The organism is Isoptericola sp. NPDC056134 (genome assembly GCF_042264825.1).
GTDB classification, from domain to species: domain Bacteria; phylum Actinomycetota; class Actinomycetes; order Actinomycetales; family Cellulomonadaceae; genus Isoptericola; species Isoptericola nanjingensis.
On record NZ_JBHJVM010000001.1, the window covers coordinates 307,537 to 326,720 of the forward strand.

General features: G+C 73.6%; 17 protein-coding genes. 8 read left to right on the forward strand and 9 right to left on the reverse strand.

Annotation, left to right across the window (positions count from 1 at the left end):
• The first annotated feature begins 267 nt into the window (after window positions 1–267).
• From ACFCZN_RS01400 to ACFCZN_RS01410, 3 genes are all read left to right on the forward strand, one after another.
• Window positions 268–1,407, forward strand: a complete 1,140-nt coding sequence (locus ACFCZN_RS01400) for a M15 family metallopeptidase (protein ID WP_429762870.1) — start codon at window positions 268–270, stop codon at window positions 1,405–1,407.
• Window positions 1,408–1,704: 297 nt separating this feature from the next.
• Window positions 1,705–2,730 (forward strand): alpha/beta hydrolase, encoded by a 1,026-nt coding sequence (locus ACFCZN_RS01405; protein WP_430555582.1) that lies wholly within the window; start codon window positions 1,705–1,707, stop codon window positions 2,728–2,730.
• The gene (locus ACFCZN_RS01410) at window positions 2,727–2,849 is read left to right on the forward strand and encodes a hypothetical protein (RefSeq protein WP_429762868.1); all 123 of its coding nucleotides are present in this window, start codon (window positions 2,727–2,729) and stop codon (window positions 2,847–2,849) included. The genes ACFCZN_RS01405 and ACFCZN_RS01410 overlap by 4 nt, the downstream gene beginning before the upstream one ends.
• 44 nt (window positions 2,850–2,893) lie before the next feature.
• On the opposite strand, the gene ACFCZN_RS01415 is transcribed toward ACFCZN_RS01410, so the two are convergent.
• Both ACFCZN_RS01415 and ACFCZN_RS01420 read right to left on the reverse strand, forming a co-directional pair.
• Window positions 2,894–4,078, reverse strand: a complete 1,185-nt coding sequence (locus tag ACFCZN_RS01415; protein WP_430555583.1) for a trans-sulfuration enzyme family protein — start codon at window positions 4,076–4,078, stop codon at window positions 2,894–2,896.
• Entirely contained in the window at window positions 4,075–5,955 is a 1,881-nt protein-coding gene (locus ACFCZN_RS01420; protein WP_430555584.1) for a glycoside hydrolase family 2 protein, read from the reverse strand. The genes ACFCZN_RS01415 and ACFCZN_RS01420 overlap by 4 nt, the downstream gene beginning before the upstream one ends.
• 55 nt (window positions 5,956–6,010) lie before the next feature.
• Here ACFCZN_RS01420 and ACFCZN_RS01425 point away from each other — a divergent pair, with 55 nt between their 5' ends.
• Window positions 6,011–7,021 (forward strand): LacI family DNA-binding transcriptional regulator, encoded by a 1,011-nt coding sequence (locus ACFCZN_RS01425; RefSeq protein ID WP_429762865.1) that lies wholly within the window; start codon window positions 6,011–6,013, stop codon window positions 7,019–7,021.
• A 58-nt stretch (window positions 7,022–7,079) separates the two neighbouring features.
• Here the strand turns inward: ACFCZN_RS01425 and ACFCZN_RS01430 are convergent, their stop codons facing one another.
• The 4 genes from ACFCZN_RS01430 to ACFCZN_RS01445 form a co-directional block, all read right to left on the reverse strand.
• The gene (locus ACFCZN_RS01430) at window positions 7,080–9,476 is read right to left on the reverse strand and encodes a TIM-barrel domain-containing protein (protein ID WP_430555585.1); all 2,397 of its coding nucleotides are present in this window, start codon (window positions 9,474–9,476) and stop codon (window positions 7,080–7,082) included.
• 66 nt (window positions 9,477–9,542) lie between these two features.
• Window positions 9,543–10,430, reverse strand: coding sequence for a carbohydrate ABC transporter permease (locus ACFCZN_RS01435; RefSeq protein WP_430555586.1), 888 nt, complete (start codon window positions 10,428–10,430; stop codon window positions 9,543–9,545).
• Window positions 10,427–11,368, reverse strand: a complete 942-nt coding sequence (locus ACFCZN_RS01440) for a carbohydrate ABC transporter permease (RefSeq protein WP_429762862.1) — start codon at window positions 11,366–11,368, stop codon at window positions 10,427–10,429. Before ACFCZN_RS01440 ends, ACFCZN_RS01435 begins: the two co-directional genes overlap by 4 nt.
• A complete protein-coding gene (locus tag ACFCZN_RS01445) occupies window positions 11,365–12,663 on the reverse strand; it encodes an ABC transporter substrate-binding protein (RefSeq protein ID WP_430555587.1) in 1,299 nt (432 codons plus the stop codon). The genes ACFCZN_RS01440 and ACFCZN_RS01445 overlap by 4 nt, the downstream gene beginning before the upstream one ends.
• A gap of 167 nt (window positions 12,664–12,830) precedes the next feature.
• On the opposite strand from ACFCZN_RS01445, the gene ACFCZN_RS01450 reads away from it, so the two are divergent.
• Window positions 12,831–14,177, forward strand: coding sequence for a threonine/serine exporter ThrE family protein (locus ACFCZN_RS01450; protein ID WP_430555588.1), 1,347 nt, complete (start codon window positions 12,831–12,833; stop codon window positions 14,175–14,177).
• Between the two features lie 18 nt (window positions 14,178–14,195).
• On the opposite strand, the gene ACFCZN_RS01455 is transcribed toward ACFCZN_RS01450, so the two are convergent.
• A complete protein-coding gene (locus ACFCZN_RS01455) occupies window positions 14,196–14,942 on the reverse strand; it encodes a sulfite exporter TauE/SafE family protein (RefSeq protein ID WP_430555589.1) in 747 nt (248 codons plus the stop codon).
• 78 nt (window positions 14,943–15,020) lie between these two features.
• A complete protein-coding gene (locus ACFCZN_RS01460) occupies window positions 15,021–15,620 on the reverse strand; it encodes a dihydrofolate reductase family protein (RefSeq protein WP_430555590.1) in 600 nt (199 codons plus the stop codon).
• A gap of 23 nt (window positions 15,621–15,643) precedes the next feature.
• On the opposite strand from ACFCZN_RS01460, the gene ACFCZN_RS01465 reads away from it, so the two are divergent.
• Entirely contained in the window at window positions 15,644–16,150 is a 507-nt protein-coding gene (locus tag ACFCZN_RS01465; protein WP_430555591.1) for a sugar phosphate isomerase/epimerase family protein, read from the forward strand.
• A 1-nt stretch (window position 16,151) separates the two neighbouring features.
• Here the strand turns inward: ACFCZN_RS01465 and ACFCZN_RS01470 are convergent, their stop codons facing one another.
• Window positions 16,152–17,189 (reverse strand): LacI family DNA-binding transcriptional regulator, encoded by a 1,038-nt coding sequence (locus ACFCZN_RS01470; RefSeq protein WP_430555592.1) that lies wholly within the window; start codon window positions 17,187–17,189, stop codon window positions 16,152–16,154.
• Window positions 17,190–17,340: 151 nt separating this feature from the next.
• Between ACFCZN_RS01470 and ACFCZN_RS01475 the strand changes: the two genes are divergently transcribed.
• Both ACFCZN_RS01475 and ACFCZN_RS01480 read left to right on the forward strand, forming a co-directional pair.
• On the forward strand, window positions 17,341–18,048 hold the full coding sequence (locus ACFCZN_RS01475) for a ThuA domain-containing protein (protein ID WP_430555593.1): 708 nt from the start codon (window positions 17,341–17,343) through the stop codon (window positions 18,046–18,048).
• Window positions 18,033–19,136: a Gfo/Idh/MocA family protein gene (locus tag ACFCZN_RS01480; protein WP_430555594.1), complete on the forward strand. Its 1,104-nt coding sequence runs from the start codon at window positions 18,033–18,035 to the stop codon at window positions 19,134–19,136. The genes ACFCZN_RS01475 and ACFCZN_RS01480 overlap by 16 nt, the downstream gene beginning before the upstream one ends.
• Window positions 19,137–19,184 lie beyond the last annotated feature (48 nt).

Sequence of the window (19,184 nt, forward strand, 5' to 3'; positions counted from 1 at the left end):
CTTAAACAAACAAAATGAAAGAGACCAAAAAGGGGCGCACCCCCCTCCCTCCCCCCCGCCCTTCCGCGCCCCGGGCTTGGGTGGCCCCTTCCCCCCGCTCCCCGACCAGCTCGTGATCGTTTCGTGACATTCCACCCGCCGGTGCGGTACGTTCCTCCGGGCCGGTGGTTCAGGCAGCAGGAGAGGTCGCATGACAACCCACGTTCACAGGAGCACCGCGCACCGCGGCGCACCCGCTCCGTCCGACGCCTCGGCGCAGGCCGCGCGATGACGCAGACGCAGCCCGCACCGGCCCCCGCCACCCGCACCTACCCGAGCCGACGCGACCCCGGACGCGGCGGGCGCAGCCGTCCCGTCACCGCCGTCCGGCACGTCCCGGAGCCCGTCCGCGAGACCGCCCCGCCCCGAGCCGCTGTCCCGGCCGCGCCTGCCGCCCCCGTCCGCACCGCACCCCCCGTCGCGCCCGCGCCGCCCGTGCACGTCCACGCTCCGGCGACCGCCACGCCCACCGTCGTGCACGCGCACGTGTTCGACCCCGTCCGCCCGGCGGCGGGCCGCGAGACCCCGCGTGTCGAGACCTCCCGCGGCGAGACGACCCGCTCCGAGCACCGTCCGGTGCGCAAGTCGGCGCGCAAGCGCGTCCCCGGCCGCCTCGCGGGCCTGGGCGTCGGGCTGACCGTCGCCGTCGCGACCACCGCGACACTCACCGGCATCGCACCGCAGGCCGCGGCCCCGGAGCCCGACGACCAGCCGACGACCGGCTCGCTCGAGGCGATCACCGCCGCGGCGGCCGCCGCCGTCGACGACCGTGACGGCGCCGCCTCGCGCAGCGGTGCCCGCGCGGGTGTCGCGCAGGCCTCGACCGTGAAGCAGACCGCGGGCGGCGCGACCGTCACGGTGTCGGACAAGGCGAAGATGTCGGTCGAGACGCTCGACCGCGGCGAGATCGAGGGCCCGCCCCCGGTGCTGCCGGGGTGCGAGGGCGTGGCCGCCGGGACCGGGACCAACGGGCAGATCCCCTCCAGCGAGCTGTGCACGCTGTGGGACGGGCGCACGCAGGTCCGCGCCGACGCCGCCGTGAAGCTCGCCGAGCTGAACGAGGCGTACAAGGCCGCGTGGGGCGAGTCGATGTGCATCACGGACGGCTTCCGCAGCTACGCGCAGCAGGTCGCGACGAAGGCCGCCAAGGGGTATCTCGCGGCCGCGCCGGGCACGTCGAACCACGGCTGGGGCCTCGCCGTCGACATCTGCCCCGAGACGTACTCCGGCTCCCGGTGGAACTGGCTCGCCGCGAACGCCCCGGCCTACGGCTGGGACAACCCCGACTGGGCCCGGCCCGGCGGCTCCAAGTACGAGCCGTGGCACTGGGAGTACACCGCGGGCGTCACGCAGATGGGCGGCTACTGACCGGACCCACGAGCCGGCGCACCGCGTCGAGCACGTCCACGCCGTCGGGAGACACCTCCGGGTGCTCGTCGGGGACTCCCGCGACGCTCCCACCCGACGACGACGCGCGCACCCGGAGCGCTTCGGCCCGCGTCGCCCACCCGGGCGTACGGTCGATCGCGGACCACCCTGACCAGCGACGACGTGGACGACGGCGGAGGACCCGATGACCTTCACCCACCCCCGGGGCACGCGCGGTACGGGGAGCGCACCGACCGCGAACCGCCCGTGCTCCGCCTGACGCGGCGCTGACCCGTCGTGGCCACCGACGAGGCGCCCGGGACGTCGGCGCGCGCCGGCCGCCCGTGGCTGCGGCGCACGCTCCGGGCGATGATCGCCGTCGTGCTCGGGGTGCTTCTCGCGCTGGGCTGGTACCAGGTGTCCGTGCAGCCGGGAGCGACGATGCTGCAGACGCTGTTCGACTCAGGGCCCGGCGTCACGCCGCCCCTGGACATCGAGGATGCGCGGGCGAAGGTCGAGGACCCGCGCACCGTGCCGATCCCGACCCCGGACGCCCCCGACGCGAGCGCCGTCGTGTACGCGCCGCGCGCCGAGGGGCCGCACCCGGTGGTGGTGTGGGTGCACGGCGGCGGCTACGTCTCGGGCTCGCCCGCCACCGTCGAGGACTTCTCCGTCCTGCTCGCGAGCCGCGGCTACACGGTCGTCAGCCTGGACTACACCCTGGCGCCGGAGGCCCGGTACCCCGTGCCGGTGCGGCAGGGCAATGCCGCGCTCGACGTCGTCCAGGAGCGGATCGCGGACTTCGGCGGCGACCCCGCGCGCGTCGTCCTGGGCGGCGACTCCGCGGGCGCGCAGATCGCGAGCCAGCTGGCCGCCGTCCAGACCAACCCCGGGCTCGCGGCCGACCTCGACCTCACCCCGGGCGCGCCGCGCGACCGCCTCCGCGCCGTCGTCCTGTACTGCGGCGCGTACGACCTGGACACCCTGGGCGCCACGGGCTTCCCGGGGTTGCGCACGTTCCTCCGGGCGTACACGGGGCACCGCGACTGGGCGGACGCCCCGTTCGCCGACCAGCTCTCCACCACGAAGCAGGCGACGGCGGACTACCCGCCCACGTACCTCACGGTCGGCGACGCGGACCCGTTCGAGAGCCAGGGGCGCGAGCTCGCGGCCGCGCTCCAGGACCAAGGCGTCCCGACCGAGACCCTGTTCTGGGACGACGGCGAAGGCCTCCCCCACGAGTACCAGTTCCACTTCGACCGCCCGCAGGCCGCCCGGTCCTTCGACGCCACGATCGACTTCCTGGAGGACCGGACCGGATGACCGAGCCGGCACCGCACACCGGGCGCGCACGACACGTCGTCGGCTGGACCGGCCTGGCCCTGCTGACGGCGGCGTCGGCCGTCGTCGCCTACGCCATCGCCGTCTTCCTCGGGCACTGACGCTCCTCGGGCGCTGACGCGCCGCCGTCAGCGGCCCGTGAGGGTCACCCGGCCGACCGGCCTCCGACACCGGTGAGCGCGCGGTCGAGGTCGTCGATCTGGAGACGGGAACCCTCGAGGCCGACGGACAGCCTGACGAGGCCCGGCGGGATGCCGTCCGCCCTCAGCGTGTCGGCGTTGTCCGCCCGGACCGGGGAGCTCACGAGACTCTCGTAGCCGCCCCAGCTCACCCCGATCCGGAACACGCGCAGGGCGTCGACGAACCGGGACACGGCCTCGAAGGATCCGTCGCGCAGCTCGAGGCTCAGCAGCCCGGAGAACCCGCTGAGCTGAGACCGGACGAGGTCCGCGTCCCGGTCGGAGGCGGCGTACGGGTGGTGAACCGCCGCGACCGCGGGATGGGCCAGCAGATGGTCGACGACCCGCAGCGCGTTCGCCTGGTGCTGCTCCATCCGCACCGGCAGCGTGCGCAGCCCGCGCAGGACCAGCGACGCCTCCATCGCGGACATCACCGCGCCGAAGAGCTGGTGCCCGCGGTAGAAGACCTCGCGGAGCAGCTCGGCCGAGCCGATCACCGCGCCGCCGATCACGTCGCTGTGCCCGCCCACGTACTTGGTGAGCGAGTGGATCACGAGGTCCACGCCCAGCTCGAGCGGCTTCTGGAACAGCGGCGTGGCCCACGTGTTGTCGATCGCGGTGAGCACGCCCCGGCTCCGCGCGGCCGCCGTCAGCGCCCGCAGGTCCACGAGGCGCATGAGCATCGTGCCGGGGCTCTCCACGTACACGAGCGCCGTGTTCTCCCGCAGGTGGCTCTCGACGTCCGCACCCGGGTCGGTCACGACCGTGTGCTCCACACCGAAGCGCTCCAGGTGACGCGCCAGCTCCTGGGTCGGGCCGTACACGTTGTTCACGAAGAGCACGTGGTCGCCGCGGCGCAGGAGGCCACCGAGCACGGCCGCGATCGCGCCCATCCCTGAGGCGAAGCACTTGGCCGCCTCGCCGCGTTCCAGGAGCGCGAGCTGCCGCTCGAGGAACGCGACCGTCGGGTTCGTGCCGCGGCTGTAGACGAAGTTCTCGTGCTCGGCCGCCTGCTGCCGGGCGAACTCCGCGAACGTGGGCTTGGTGAAGAGGCTCGTCTGGAACACGGGCGGCGCGACCGCCCCCGTCTCGTGCCCCGGCCCGGACCACGCCGTGGCGCAGATCTCGCGGTCGAGGTCGGTGACGGTCAACGCTGCCCCGTCACGGCACGGCGGATGCGCTCGATCGGGACCTTCGGCTCACGGCCGGCGGTGAGCAGACCGTTGGTCTCCTGCATCGTGTCGGTGAGCTGCGTCCAGCACGATCCAGCGAGGAAGCGGCTCGCGCGGACGGCGTCGTAGAGCGCGGTGATCCGCGCGACCCAGTCGTCGCCGTCCTGCGCGGCGGTGTAGCCCCAGCCGTCGGCGCGCTCGTCGCCCGGCTGATAGTTCACCCCGCCGAACTCCGTGAGCATCACCGGTTGGCCGGAGTCGGCCCAGCCCCCGACCATCTGCCGGCGCCCGGACGGCGCGATGCCGCCGACCACCCGCTCGCGCGCGGCGTCGTCGGCGTAGCGCCGGGCGAGCACTGCGCCGTCACCCTCGTAGTCGTGCACGGTGATGATGTCGGTGTTCTGCTGCTCCCAGCCGTCGTTGGAGATCACGGGACGCGACGGGTCGAGCGCGCGCGTGAGGTCGGTGAGCGCGCGCGAGTACGCCTGATGGGTCGGGTCGTCGACGACGTGCTGGATCCCCCACGACTCGTTGAACGGCACCCACGTGACGATCGACGGGTGCGAGACGTCGCGGTCGACCGCGTCGATCCACTCGCGCGTCAGGCGCTGCACCGCCACCGGTGAGAACTCGTAGGCGCCCGGGGCCTCGCCCCACACGAGGATGCCGAGGCGGTCGGCCCAGTACAGGAAGCGCGGGTCCTCGATCTTCTGGTGGATGCGGCACGCGTTGAAGCCGAGCTCCTTGACGAGCTCGGCCTCGCGGCGCAGCGCGTCGGCCGTCGGGGCCGTGAGGTGGCTGTCGGGCCAGTAGCCCTGGTTGAGCACGGACCGCACGTCGTAGGGATACCCGTTGAGCAGGAACGCGCCGTCCCCCACGCCGAGGCTGCGCACACCGAGGTAGGAGGAGACGGCGTCGACGAGCGCGCCGTCGGCGTCGTGCAGCGAGACGACGGCGTCCACGAGGCGCGGCCTCTCGGGCGACCACGTGAGCTCGTCCTCGGCCTGCCCGTTGCGCTGCCGGGCGATCGGCACGGTGAGATCAATCGCCGGCGTGCTGCGGACGGTCGTGACCTCGACGGTGCCGAGGTCCTCGTCGCGCTCGTCGAAGCGCAGGGCGACCCGCACCCGGGACCCGGGCGCCAACGGGCCGCGGAACCGCACGGTGAGCTCGACGGCCGACGGTCCGGCGGGGAGCCAGCGCAGGTGGTCGACGCTGGTGACGGGGACGGCCTCGAGCCACACGGTCTGCCAGATCCCGGTGGTCCGGCGGTACCAGATCGCGTGCGCGTCCTCGTGCCAGTCCTGCTTGCCGCGCGGCTGGGTGAGGTCGTGGGGGTCGTCCTCGGCGCGGACGACCAGCAGGTGCTCGGCGTCCTCGCCGGTGGTGCCCGCGGCCAGGTGCGCGGTCACGTCGACCGTGAAGGGGGTGTGGCCGCCCTCGTGCTCGCCGGCGAGGACGCCGTCGACCCAGACGGTGGCGCGGTAGTCGACGGCGCCGAAGTGCAGCAGCACCCGGGGCGCGGCCTCGGACACGCCGGCGGCCGCGAGGTCGGCCGGACCGATCGTGCGCGCGTACCAGACGACGGGGTGGAACCCGGGCTCTTCGATCCCGGACGCCAGGGACTCCGGAGGGAACGGCACGGTGATCGGGCGACTCTCCCCGAGCCCGGTCGTCCAGCCGGCGGCGAGCCCGGCGTCGGTGTCGTCGTGCCGGAACTCCCACGTCCCGTCGAGGGAGGCCCACCGCTCGCGCAGCCGCTGCGGCCGTGGGTACGTGCCGTCCTGGCGGGAGGCGAGCGGGAGGCGGTCGAGCGCGGGGCCGGCTTCGGCGGCGGCGCGGGTCGTCGTGGTCACGGCGCGACTATACAGCGCTGTAAATCTGAGATCTACGGGCGCTACGGTGATCCCCGTGAAGAGAGTGACGCTCCAGGACGTGGCGACGCACGCGGGCGTGTCGATGAAGACGGTGTCCAACGTGGTCCGGGACTACCCGCACGTCAGCCCGGCGATGCGCGAACGCGTGCAGGCCGCCGTCGCGGAGCTCGGCTACCGGCCCAACCTGCGCGGCCGCAGCCTCGCGACGGGCCGGTCGAACATGTTGGCCCTGGCGTTCCCCGACCTGCGCCGGCCGTACTTCGCCGAGCTGGCGCACGTCTTCGCCCGGGTCTCCGCGGCGCGCGGCTACCGCCTGCTGCTGGAGGAGACCGGTGGGACGCCCGACGGCGAGCGTGCCGTGCTGCGCGACCGCGAGGCCGGGATCGTCGACGGCGTCGTCCTGCACCCGCAGGCGCTGCGGGCGACCGACCTGGAGGCGTACCGCGAGGACACCCCGCTCGTCTTCCTCGGCGAGGACCCGCAACCGTCCGGTGCCGACCAGGTCGCCATCGACAACGTCGCCGCAGCGGAGCAGGCCGTGACCCACCTGGTGCGCCTCGGCCGGCGTCGCATCGGGTTCCTCGGCCACGAGACCGGGCCCTGGTCGTTCACGTCGACGCTGCGGCTGGACGGCTACCGGGCGGGACTCGAGCGCGCCGGGCACCGGTTCGACGAGTCGCTCCTCGTCGCGCGGGCCGAGGGCGACGCGCTCGGGGCGGAGGCCGCGCTGGGCGCCGCGCTCGACGACGGGCTCGAGATCGACGGCCTGCTGTGTCGCGACGACCTCGCGGCGATCGGGGCGCTGCGCGCGCTGCTCGTGCGCGGGCTGCACGTGCCCGGCGACGTCGCCGTCGTCGGGTGGGACGCCACGGTGCTCACGGCGAGCACCGTCCCGAGCATCACCAGCGTCGCCCCGGACACGGTCGAGCTCGCCTCCCGCGCGCTCGACCTGCTCCTCGAGCGCATCGACGGTCTCGACGCTCCCGGCCGTCACGTGACGGTCGGGCACGACGTGCTCGTCCGCGAGAGCGCCCCCGAGCCGTGAGCACGGCCCTCGGCCGCGGGGTAGGCGCACCGCCCCAGCGGCCGAGGCGTCCGGGCCGTCAGGCCGGCTCGTCGACGACGGTCGCGAGGAGCTCGACCACCGCGCCGCGCACGTCCTCGGGCAGGTCGACGCTGTCCAGGCCGGCGAGGCGCTCGACCGCGTCGCGCGCACTGTCCAGGACCTCCCAGGCGGCGAGCTTCTGGGGGTTGCGCATCTGCGCGCGCTCGAGCAGATGCAGCGCGGCCGGCCGCGGGTCGCCGCCGAGGCGCAGCGGCGCCCCCTCGACCCGCACCGTCGCGCCGACGTCGGACGCGGCCGTGAACGTGACGCTCCACCGGCCGTCGCGGCCGGTCACGGCCGTGGGGACGCCGTCCACGGTGACCTCCCCGCCCGGCAGCTGGGCGAGGAACGTGACCGTCCACTCGCGCCGTGCGGGCACGACGTCGGCCCGGCCGGCGACGGCGCCGACGCGCAGCTCGCGGTCCTCGCGGTCCCAGCGCAGCGAGGTCGTCGCGGCGGGTCCGGCCTCGGCCTCGTGGTCGTCCTCGGCGTCCTCCGCGAGGTCGAACCGGCCCGACGCCCCCGGTGCCACCAGCACGTCGAACGCCGCCGGGTTGCGCGTGGCGTCGCGCTCGGACTCCGCGGCGAGCGGCAGAATCCCGCCGTCGCGCAGCAGCACGGGCACGGACTCGAGCGGCCGGTGCAGCTCGACGTGCCGGTCGCCGCGGTACACGGCGCCGGTGAACACGTCCGTCCACCGCCCGGCGGGGAGCCAGGCGCGGGTGCGGCTGTGCAGCGACGTGGTGCTGCGGGGGGTGACGACGGGCGCCACCAGCAGCTCCGTGCCGAAGGCGAACTGGTTCGGCACGCCGTACGCCTCGCGGCGACGTGGCTCGAGGTGGTACATCGGGCGCACGAGCGGCGTGCCGGCGGCGGCGAGGTGGTTCATCGTGTGCAGGTACGGCACCAGGCGGTGCCGGAACCGCAGCGCGTCGCCCATCGCCTGCCGGTGCTCCGCCGGGAACAGCCACGGCTCCTTGCGGATGAACGGGTTCGCCGCCGAGTGCAGGCGGTTGATCGGGGACAGGACGCCGAGCTGGACCCACCGGGTGGCGAGCTCGTCGTCGCGCACGCCGGTGGTGTGCCCGCCGACGTCGTGGCTCCACCAGCAGTAGCCGATGTTCGACGCCGTGGCGGTGAACTCGGGCTGGAAGGCCAACGAGTCCCACGAGACGACGGAGTCGCCGGAGAAGCCGACGGCATACCGGTGGCTGCCGGGGCCCGCGTACCGCGAGAACGTCATCCCCGGGCCGCCGTCGCGGGCGGCGTCGAGATGGTGGAAGTGGTTGAGCAGCCACAGCGGGTCGACGCCGCGCAGGTTGGAGGTGCCGCCCTGCTGCCAGTCGATCCACCAGAAGTCCACGCCCTGCTCCTCGAGCGGGTGGTGCAGCAGCTCGAAGTAGGCGCGCACGAACTCCGGGTCGGTGAGGTCGAACGACACCGGGGTCTCGGACGCCGGGTCGATGCCCATCGCCGCAGCCACCCGCGGGTATGCGTCCTCGAACGCGCGCACGCCGTCGGCCGGGTGCAGGTTGAGGGTGGTGCGCATGCCGCGCTCGTGCAGCGCGGCGAGGAACGCCTCGGGGTCGGGGAACAGCGACCGCTCCCACGAGTACCCGGTCCAGCCGTTGCCGTACTGCGCCGGCACGGTCTCGACGCGGTGCCAGTCCATGTCGATGACGGCCACCGAGAACGGCAGCCCCTCCTCGTCGAACCGGTCCATGAGCTCCAGGTACGACTCGGCGGAGTACGGGTGGTACCGGCTCCACCAGTTGCCCAGCGCCCAGCGCGGCAGGCGCGTGGGCGCCCCGGACACGGCGTACAGCTCCCGGATCGCCCGGGCGTAGTCCCGCCCGTGGGCGAAGACGTACAGGTCGCGCCGGCCCTGCTCGCGCGTGCCGATCCAGCCGTCGTCGGCGAACAGGAACGAGTCGGTGTCGTCGACCACGCCGATCCCGTCGGGCGACACCACGCCCGGCTCGAGTTCCACGCGGCCGTCGACCTCGTCCAGCGTGCGCGCGGTGCCGCCGAGGTCGTGCGTGGGCTCCCCGTAGCGCCAGCGTCCCGGGTCGGCGCCGATCAGCTCGACGACCAGGCCGTGCGCGGACGGCTCCTGCCCGTCGTACCGCAGCCGCGCCCGGGACGTCGCGATCTCGATCCCGCCGCCGACCGACCGGGCGGCGAACTCGGTCGTGCCGAGGTCGCGACGCACCGCGAACGTGGACGCCCGGTCCTCGAACCCACCGTCCGGCGACCACTCGACGCGGAACAGGCAGTCGGTCAGCACGGTGACGCGCCAGCCGTCGCCCTGCACCGCCTGCTCGGGGCGGGCCTGCGGCGCCGCGCCGGGCAGCGGGCGGACGACGGGCAGCGTCGTGTCGACGGTGTCGGTCACGGGGACTCCTCGGGTGGTGCGTGCGGTGCGTGGTGCGTGCGGTGCGTGGTGCCGGGGCGGGACGGCTCAGCTCTTGACGGCGCCCTGGGTGATGCCGCTGATGACCCACCGCTGAGCGATGAGGTACACGACGATGGTGGGCGCCATCGCCATGAGGTACGACGCGAACGCCACGTTGTAGTTGGTGCCGAACTGGCTCTGGAAGATGTTCTGCACGACGGGCAGCACCTGGAGCGTCGGGTCGGACACGATCATCGACGGCAGCATGAAGTCGTTCCACGACGCGAGGAAGGCGAAGATGCCGACCGTGGCGATCATCGGGCCCAGCAGCGGCAGGATGATGCGCCAGAACACCTGCCACGTCGTCGCGCCGTCGATGCGGGCACTCTCCTCGAGCTCGACGGGGATCGAGCGCAGGTACGCCGAGAACAGCAGCACGCTGAACGCGAGCTGGAACATGGCGTGCAGGATGGCGACGCCCAGCGGGTTGTCGAGGCCCGTGAGCGCGGTGAGCTTGATCTCCGTCAGCGCGATCACCGGGAACGGCAGGAACATCGACGCGAGCAGGTACACGAACGACCAGCGGAAGAACCGGTGCGACCAGTAGCGCACGATGGCGTACGACGCGAGCGAGCTCAGCAGCAGCGTCAGGGCCACGGTGAGCGCCGCGACGCCCACCGAGATGCCGAACGACACCGGGAAGCGGGTCAGCTGCCACGCCTCGGCGAAGCTCGCGGGGTTGAACGGCGCCGGCAGCGCGAAGGCGTTGCCGTCCACGGACTGCTCGCTGGTCTTGAACGCCATCGTGACGGTGACGTACAGGGGGGCGAGCACCGTGAGGGAGCACAGCGCGAGCGCGACGGTGAGCGGCCAGCTCGTGCGGCCGCCGCGGGACGGCCGGCGGAGTTCGCGGCCCGGAGCACGCCCGGCGAGGGCGGGGGCGGTGGCGGTCACAGGCGGATGTTCCTTCCACGGGAGACGACGAGCTGGAGCACCGAGATGAGCACCGTGATCACGAAGAAGACCGTCGCGTTGGCCATCTGGTAGGCGTAGTCGCCACCCGTGAAGCCGCCGAAGATCGTCATCGCGACGCTGCTGGTCGCGTTGCCCGGCCCTCCGCCGGTCAGACCGACGATGACGTCGTAGACGCCGAGATACCCCTTGATCCCCAGGATCGTGTTGATGAGCACGAATCCGGCGATGAGCGGCAGGGTGATGGAGCGGAACTGCCGCCACGGCCCGGCACCGTCCAGCGAGCTCGCCTCGTACAGGTCGCCCGGGATCGACGTGAGCCCGGCCGTGTAGACGAGCAGGGCGCCCGGGATGGTCTGCCAGGCGGACACGACGACGATGGCGAGCCACGCCAGGTCCGGGTTGCCGAGGATGCTCTGGGACAACGGGTCGAGACCCACCGCCGACGCGAACGCCGGCAGCGTGTTGGAGAAGAGGAAGTTGAAGACGTAGGCGACGACGATCCCGGAGACCACCATCGGGATCACGAAGATCGCCCGCAGCCCCGCCGCGAAGCGGATCCGCTTCGACAGGCCGATCGCGAGGGTCAGCGCGATCACCTGCGCCACGACCACCGTCACGACAGCGAAGCCGAGGGTGAACCCGTAGGCCTCGCGGATGCCGGGGTCGCCGAGGAGCGCGACGTAGTTGCGCAGGCCCAGGAAGCTCCAGCCGCCGAACCCGACGTAGTCGGTGAAGCTGTAGAAGATCCCGACCAACGCGGGGATCACCACGAACACGGTGAACACCAGCAGGGCCGGGACCAGGAACACGTACGCGATCGGTTCCGGGCGGCCGTGACGGCGCCGACGTGCGGTCGCGCCGTCCGGCGCCGGCGCCGGGACGCGCGTCGCCGTCGAGGGGGTCGTCGTGGCGGTCATACCGTCGCCTCCCGGCCGGCCAGGCGACGCCAGTCGGCGTCGAGCTGGTCGAGCATCGCGTCGAAGTTGCCCGACCGGATCGCTTCCTGGAGGTAGTTGCCCAGCGGGATCGAGGTCGGGACGAAGGTGCCGGCGCCCTGGTAGAAGGCCGCCGAGTCGACGTACCGCTGCAGGCCGGCAAGCCGCTCGTCCTGCTGCGGCGGGCCGTCCTTGAGCGTCGAGTGCGCCAGGTTGTCGGCGTTGTACGCGTTGAGGATCTCGGGGCGCATGAGGAACTCGACAAGCTCCACGGCCTCCTCGCGGTGCGCGGTGGCGGCGGGGATGTACAGGCAGAGGTCGATGTTGACCCGGGCCTGGCGCTCGTCGGGGTCGTCGCTCACCGGCAGCGCGAACGTGCCGACCTCCAGGTCCGGGTCCACCAGGGCGATCTGGCTCAGCGCCCAGGGGCCTTGGAGGTACATCGCCGCCCTGCCCTGGCCGAACGCCAGGTTCCCGTCGGCGTATCCGCGCACGGCGTGGTCGGGGTTGAAGAACGACGAGATGGTCTTGGCGCGTTCCATCGGGACGGCGAGGGTCTTCGCGAAGGAGACGTCCGAGTCGGGCCCGACCTCGGTCCCGAGCTCCTTCATGCGGCCGAAGAACTCGCCCGGGTCCACCAGGCTGCCGACGGAGTAGTCGAACAGCCCCTGCCACAGGGTCCAGGTGTCCCGGTCGGTGGCGTAGATCGGCGTGACGCCGGCCTTCTGCAGCTCCGTGCAGACGTCGACGAACTCGGTCCACGTGGTCGGCACCGGCAGGTCGTGCTCGGCGAAGATCCCCTTGTTGTAGATCACGCCCGCGGCGGCCAGCGAGTACGGCAGCACGCTGGTGCGCCCCGCGAAGGTGGCGTACTGGTCGGTGAGCTCGCTGATGTCGGTGCGGACGGTCGACGCCGACGGGAGCCCCGACAGGTCGCTCATCTGCCCGCGGGAGACGTAGCGGGCGAGCTCGAGGTTGTCGTTGAAGCACCCGACGTCGCCCGGCTCGCCCCGGACGAACTGCGGCGCGATGGCCGTCGTCGAGTCGTGCACCACGCGGATCCCGGGGTGCTCGCCCTCGAACTGCCGCAGGAGCTCGTCGAAGTAGGCGATGACCTCCTGCTTCTGCTCGTAGAAGGTGATCTGGGTACGCCCCCCGCCGCCTCCGGGTGCTGCGCACGCCGCCAGCGGGACGGCCGCCAGCATCCCGGCGGCTCCCGCCAGGAACGAGCGTCGGCTCACCGCGCTCGGCGGGCCGGCCATCGACTTCGATCTCACGCGACGTCTCCTTCGACCACGATCGGCGCCGTCTCCGCGACGGGCCGCAGCGAACATACAGCGCTGTAAATTTCGGGTCAAGGCGCCCGCAGCGGTCGCCGACGCCGGGAGGCGGCCCTAGCCTGGCGAGCGATCCACGGCGTGCACGCGGCGGAGGGCGGTGGACGGTGACCGAGAGCGACAGCACCAGCGCCCGGCATCGGCTGCTGCGGCTGAGGGTGCCGCGGTTCACGCTGCACCGCCGGTCGCTGGACGCCGAGCCGGTGGTCGACGCCGCGTCGGAGCGGCTGCAGGAGTTCCTGGTGCTGCTCGGCGGCGCGCTCCTCACCGTCGGGACGGCCGCCACGGACATCCAGCACACGCTCAAGCGCGTCGCCGTCGCGCTCGGGTCGCCGCAGACCACCCTCTTCGTCTTCCCGACGCTGATCCTCATCAAGATGCCCGGCGACACCGAGACGCGGTTCGACGTCGCGGAGTCGGCCGGCGGCGAGGTCCGCTTCGACCGTGCCGCGCAGGTCTACGCCGTCGTGGACGACGCCGTCGCGGGCCGGATCGACGCGTCGGAGGGGGCCGAGCGGCTGCAAGAGGTCCGGGATGCGCACCCCCGGTTCCCGGCCTGGGTGCGCACGGCCGGGCACGGGCTGGCCGCGGCGGGTCTCGGGCTGGTGCTGCTCGGCGGCAACCCCGTCAGCCTGCTGTACGCGCTGGTGCTCGGCGTGCTCGTCGGGGCCGTCAAGCTCACCGTGCGGCCCGGGACGTACGCCGCGACCCTGCTGCCCGTCGTCACCGCGTTCGTGCTGGCGCTGCTCGTGTTCGGGCTCGCGGACACCACGGTCGTGAGCGAGCCGCTGCAGGTGCTGGTGCCTCCCCTGGTCACGCTGCTGCCCGGCGCCGCGCTCACCACCGGCGTCCAGGAGCTCGCCGCCGGCGACATGGTCGCCGGGTCCAGCCGGCTGGTCTCGGGCCTGGCGCAGCTGCTGTTCCTCGCGTTCGGGATCCTCGCGGCCCTGGCGATCACCGACGTGCCCAGCGCGGACGCGCTCGCCTCCTCCGCCACGACGCTCGGCGCCTTCCAGCCCTGGATCGGGGTGCTGCTCTTCTCGCTCGGCATCTTCCTGTACCACTGCGGGCCGCCCCGGTCGCTCTTCTTCCTCACCGTCGTCCTGCTGGTGGCGTACGGCGGGCAGGTCGTCGGCGCGACCGTCACGAACGGCGTCTACAGCGGCTTCCTCGGCGCGGCGGCGCTGACGCTGTGCGCCTACCTCGTGCAGACCGTCAGGGGCGCGCCGCCCGCCGTCGTCTGCTTCCTCCCCGCGTTCTGGCTGCTCGTGCCCGGCGCCACCGGGCTGATCGGGCTCACCCAGACGGCGAGCGGCGACGCCGTCAGCTCCACGAGCCTGCCGACCATCGCGGGGTCCATCGTCGCCATCGCGCTCGGCGTGCTCGTCGGCACGGCGCTGTACCGGCAGATCTACACGATGGCGCCCGCACGGTGGGGCCTGCGCGCCACGTGACGCAGCATCGACGCCGCCTCAGAGCAGCAGCAGGTTGAGGGCCGCGAGCGCCACGAGCACGGTGACGAGCCGCTCGAAGAGCTGCTGGTCCACGTGCCCGATGACGCGCCGGCCGATCCAGGTCCCGACCAGCACGACGGGCGCCAGGACGGCCCACAGCCCCACCGTGTCGGCACCCACGATCCCGACGCCGACGGCCACCGGCAGCTTGATGACGTTCACCGTGAAGAAGAACCACGCCGTCGTGCCGAGGAAGCGCCACTTCTCGTAGCGCGCGGCCAGCAGGTAGAGGCTCATCGGCGGGCCGCCGGCGTTCGCGACCATCGTCGTGAAGCCGGCGAGGCCGCCGTACCCGAGAGTCGCGGCGCGCGTGTCCACGCGCAGCCGGTCGCGCCACAGGTTGAGCACCAGCAGCGCCAGCAGGATGCCGCCGATCGTGCGGCGCATGACGTCGTCGCTGACCCACGTGAGGAACGCCGCGCCGAGCGCCACGCCCGCCAGCACCGGCGCGAGCAGGCGCCCGATCACCCGGAAGTCGGCGTGCTTGCGGTACGCCCAGATCGCGACCAGGTCGCCCGTGATCAGGAGGAGCAGCACCGCGCCGGTGGACTCCTTGGCCGGGACGACGAGCGCCATCAGCGCCGCCGCGATCATGCCGAGGCCGCCCAGCGCCGTCTTCGAGAAGCCGACGAGCAGCGCGACGAGGACGACGACGGCCCACCCGGTCCACGGCAGGCCGGCGATCAGCGGGGCGGGTTCGAGCACCGGGGCAGCGTAGTGGCGGACGGACCGTCGGCGGGCGCGGGTCCGCGCGTCAGCTCGAGTCGCGGGGCGTCGTGCCGGTCACCGGACCCGGTCGTAGACCGCGGCAACTTCGCCCTGCGCCCCCACGACCTGTGACGACAGGGTCCAGGTGGTGCCGGGCAGGCCGTCGTCGAACAGGCGCTCCCCGCCGCCCACGATCACCGGGGCGATCAGGAGGTACAGCCGGTCGATCAGGTCCGCGGCGAGCAGCGGCTTGATGACGCTCGGGCTGCTGTTGACCAGGACGTCGCCCTGGCCGGCGTCCCGCAGGCCCCGCACGACGTCGGCCGCGGGCGCGTCCACCACGCGGGCTCGGGGCCACGGCGCCGTCCCCAGCGTGCGCGAGAGGACCACCTTCGGGGTGTCGACCAGCCAACGCGCGTACGCGCGGTCGCGCGGGTCGGCAGCCTCGTCGCCCGCCACGGGCGACCAGTAGCCCAGGAAGCCCTCGGCGTTGCCCCGGCCGAGCACGGCCGTCGTCGCGCCGGCGCACAGGCGGACCAGGTGGTCGCGAGCCGTGTCGGTGGCGACGTACGGCAGGAACGCGCCGAAGTCGGCCGGCCCGCCGGGGCCGTGGTACCGGCCGTCGAGGCTGAGGCTGAGGTTCGCGGCCACGGTACGGCTGGTCTGCTGCATCATGGTGTCTCCGTCGGTCTCGTCGGGTGCCGTCCGTCGGCACTCACCCCGGGGACGGAGCCGCGGGCGGGTTCTCGACATCCGCCCACGGCCACGTCGACTTCGCGAGGTACGACGGGCGCCACCTGCTCGACGTCGTCGCCGAGCGCTCGCCGCTCGTCGGCTTCGAGATCGACGTGCACTGGGTGCAGCGCGGCGGCCTGGACCCCGTGCGCACGCTGCGCCGGTACGCGGGCCGCGTCGCGATGGTGCACCTCAAGGACTACCGGATCGGGCACCTCTCCCCCGCCGTGTACGAGGCGCTCGACGCCGGCGACCAGGCGCCGTGGCAGGACGAGCTGCGGCAGATCGTCCAGTTCGCCGAGGTGGGCGAGGGGAACCTCGACTTCCCGTCGATCGTCGAGACCAGCCTGGACGTCGGGGCCGAGTACCTGCTCGTGGAGCAGGACGAGTTCTACGGCCGCACCGCGCTCGAGTGCCTGCGCACCTCCTACGACAACCTCGTCGCGATGGGGTACGGCGACCTGTTCTGACCTACCCGGCCGACCGGTCCGGGGTCGACGTCGAGCCGCGCACGACGAGCGTGGTGGCGAGCTCCTCGCGCGGCGCGTCCGTCGGCAGCTGCGCGGAGGGCTCGTCGCCGAGGCGCAGCAGCATCCGCAGTGCGGCGGCGCCCATCTGCGCGATGGGCTGGCGCACGGTCGTCAGGCCGGGGTGGACCCACTCCCCCTCGGGCAGGTCGTCGAAGCCGACGACGGCGAGGTCGTCCGGCACCCGGAGCCCGGCGGCGGCCGCGGCGTCGTACACCCCGAGCGCCATCGTGTCCGAGCAGGCGAAGACGGCGCTCGGGCGGTCCGGGCCGGCGAGCAGCCGGGCGGCGAGCGCGGCGCCGCCGGCCCGCGTCCAGTCACCGTGCGCGACGCGGTCGTCGGGCAGGTCGGCTCCCGCCTCGGCGGCCGCGGAGCGGAAGCCGTCCACGCGGGCCTGGCTGTACAGGTGCCGGCGCCGGCCCGCCAGGACCGCGAGCCGCCGGTGGCCGAGGCCCAGCAGGTGCTCGGCGGCCGTCCGGCCCCCGGCCCAGTTGGTGGCGCCGACGCTCGCGACGGTCCGCGGCGGCTGGGTCACCGGGTCGAGCAGGACGACGGGGACGCGCGCCGCAGTGAGCGTGGCGAGCTGCTCGCGGGTCGTGTCGACGAGCGCGACGACGGCCCCGCGGGAGTGCCGCGCGAGCAGGCGCGTGAGCCACGCGTCGTCGGGCTGCCGGGCCACCGTGACGACGATGTCGAGGCCGGCCGCGGTGGCCGCCTGCTCCACGCCGCTCAAGGCGCGGTTGGCCCACGTGCCGTCGACGCCGCTGAGCACGAGGTCCACCAGCGGCGGCCGCTCCCCCCGCGGGGCGACCCCGCGGCCCGCCCGGCCCCGGTAGCCGAGGTCGTCGACCGCGGCCATCACGCGGGCGCGCGTCGCGGCGGAGACGTCGGAGCGGCCGCGCAGCACCTTGGAGACCGTGGGGACGGTGGTCCCGGCGGCGGCGGCGACGTCGGCGAGCGTGGTGGGACGGTCGGCGGGCACACCCGGACCCTAGCGACGCCCCTCAAAGTTGCGCAACTATTTGGCCGCCGCGGATCGCCCCTCGCCCCTTGAAGGCCGAAGTTGGCCCGTGGAAGACTTGTCGGGCACATCCGAGAAGCATCATGCAGTTGCGCAACAATGGGAGTTGCAGATGACAGACCGCAGACAGCGACGGGCGTTGGTCGTGAGGGGCGGGTGGGACGGGCACCAGCCGGTGGAGACCACCGACTCGTTCGTCCCGTTCCTCACCGAGAACGGGTACGAGGTGCACGTCGAGGACGAGACCACCGTGTACGCCGACGCCGACTACATGGCCGGTGTGGACGTCGTCGTGCAGACCGTCACGATGAGCACCATCGCCGACGACGAGCTGCGCGGCCTCACCACCGCCGTCCGGGCGGGCACCGGCCTCGCGGGCTGGCACGGCGGGATCGCCGACTCGTACCGCAGCAGCTCGGACTACCTGCACCTCGTCGGCGGGCAGTTCGCCACCCACCCGGCCAAGGCGCCGCGCGAGGAGCTGCCGGGCGACGGCACCGACTGCTTCGTGCGCTACACGGTGGACATCGTCCCCGAGAGGGCCGACCACCCGATCGTCGCGGGGATCTCCGACTTCGAGCTCACCACCGAGCAGTACTGGGTGCTCACCGACGAGTACAACGACGTCCTGGCGACCACCACGATCGCCGCGCCCGACTACCACCCGTGGCACCGGCCCGTGACCTGCCCGGCCGTGTGGACCCGGCAGTGGGGCGACGGCCGCGTCTTCGTCTCGACGCCCGGGCACAACCTGGACGTCGTGAACGACCCGAACGTCCGCACCATCATCGAGAGGGGCATCCTGTGGGCCAGCCGCTGAGGATCGGCATCGTCGGGGTCGGGGCGATCTCCGGCCAGTACCTGAGCACGTTCGAGCGGCTCGGGACACTGGGGAGCGGTGCGGTGCGGCTCGTCGCCGTCGCGGACCTCGACGCCGAGCGCGCGGCCGCCGTCGCCGCCGAGCAGGGCGTCCGCGCCCTCACCGTCGACGAGCTCGTCACCGACGCCGAGGTCGACGCCGTGCTCAACCTGACGATCCCCGCCGCGCACGCCGACGTCGCCCTCAAGGCGATCGCGGCGGGCAAGGACGTGTACGGCGAGAAGCCGCTCGCCGCCACGACCGACGACGCGCGCGCGATCGTCGAGGCCGGCCGCGCCGCGGGCGTGCGCGTGGGCTGTGCGCCGGACACCGTGCTGGGCACGGGGGTGCAGACGGCGCGGAAGGCGGTCGACGACGGCCTGGTCGGCACGCCCGTCGCCGCGACGGCGACGATGGTGACCCCCGGCCACGAGCGCTGGCACCCGAACCCGGACTTCTACTACCTGCCCGGCGGCGGACCGCTGCTGGACATGGGCCCGTACTACGTGACCGCGCTGGTCACGCTGCTCGGCCCGGTGGAGTCCGTGGTCGGCAGCGCCAGCCGTGCGCGCGCCACCCGCACCGTCGGCTCCGGGCCCCGCGCGGGCGAGCAGGTGCCGGTCGACGTCGACACCCACGTCACGGGCGTGCTGCGGCACGAGTCCGGCGCCCTGTCGACGCTCGTCATGAGCTTCGACGCCGTCGCGACGCACGCGTCGTGCATCGAGGTGCACGGGGACCGGGGCTCGCTCGTCGTGCCGGACCCCAACGGCTTCGACGGCACCGTCGAGCTGCACCGGCTCGGCGGCGGGTGGGAGGAGCTCCCCGTGAGCGCCGGGTACCGCGACGCCGGCCGCGGCTACGGCCTCGCGGACCTGGCCGCCACCCCGCCCGGCGCCACCGCCCGGGCGAACGGCGACCTGGCGTACCACGTGCTCGACGTCATGACGTCGCTGCTCACCGCCGCCGAGAAGGGGACGTCCGTCTCCGTCGCCAGCACCTGCGAGCGACCCGCGCCCGTGCCGCTGTCCGACGCCCCGCGCGTCTGACGGACGCCCGCCCGGACGCCGCCCGGGGCCCCGGGCGGCGTCCCCACG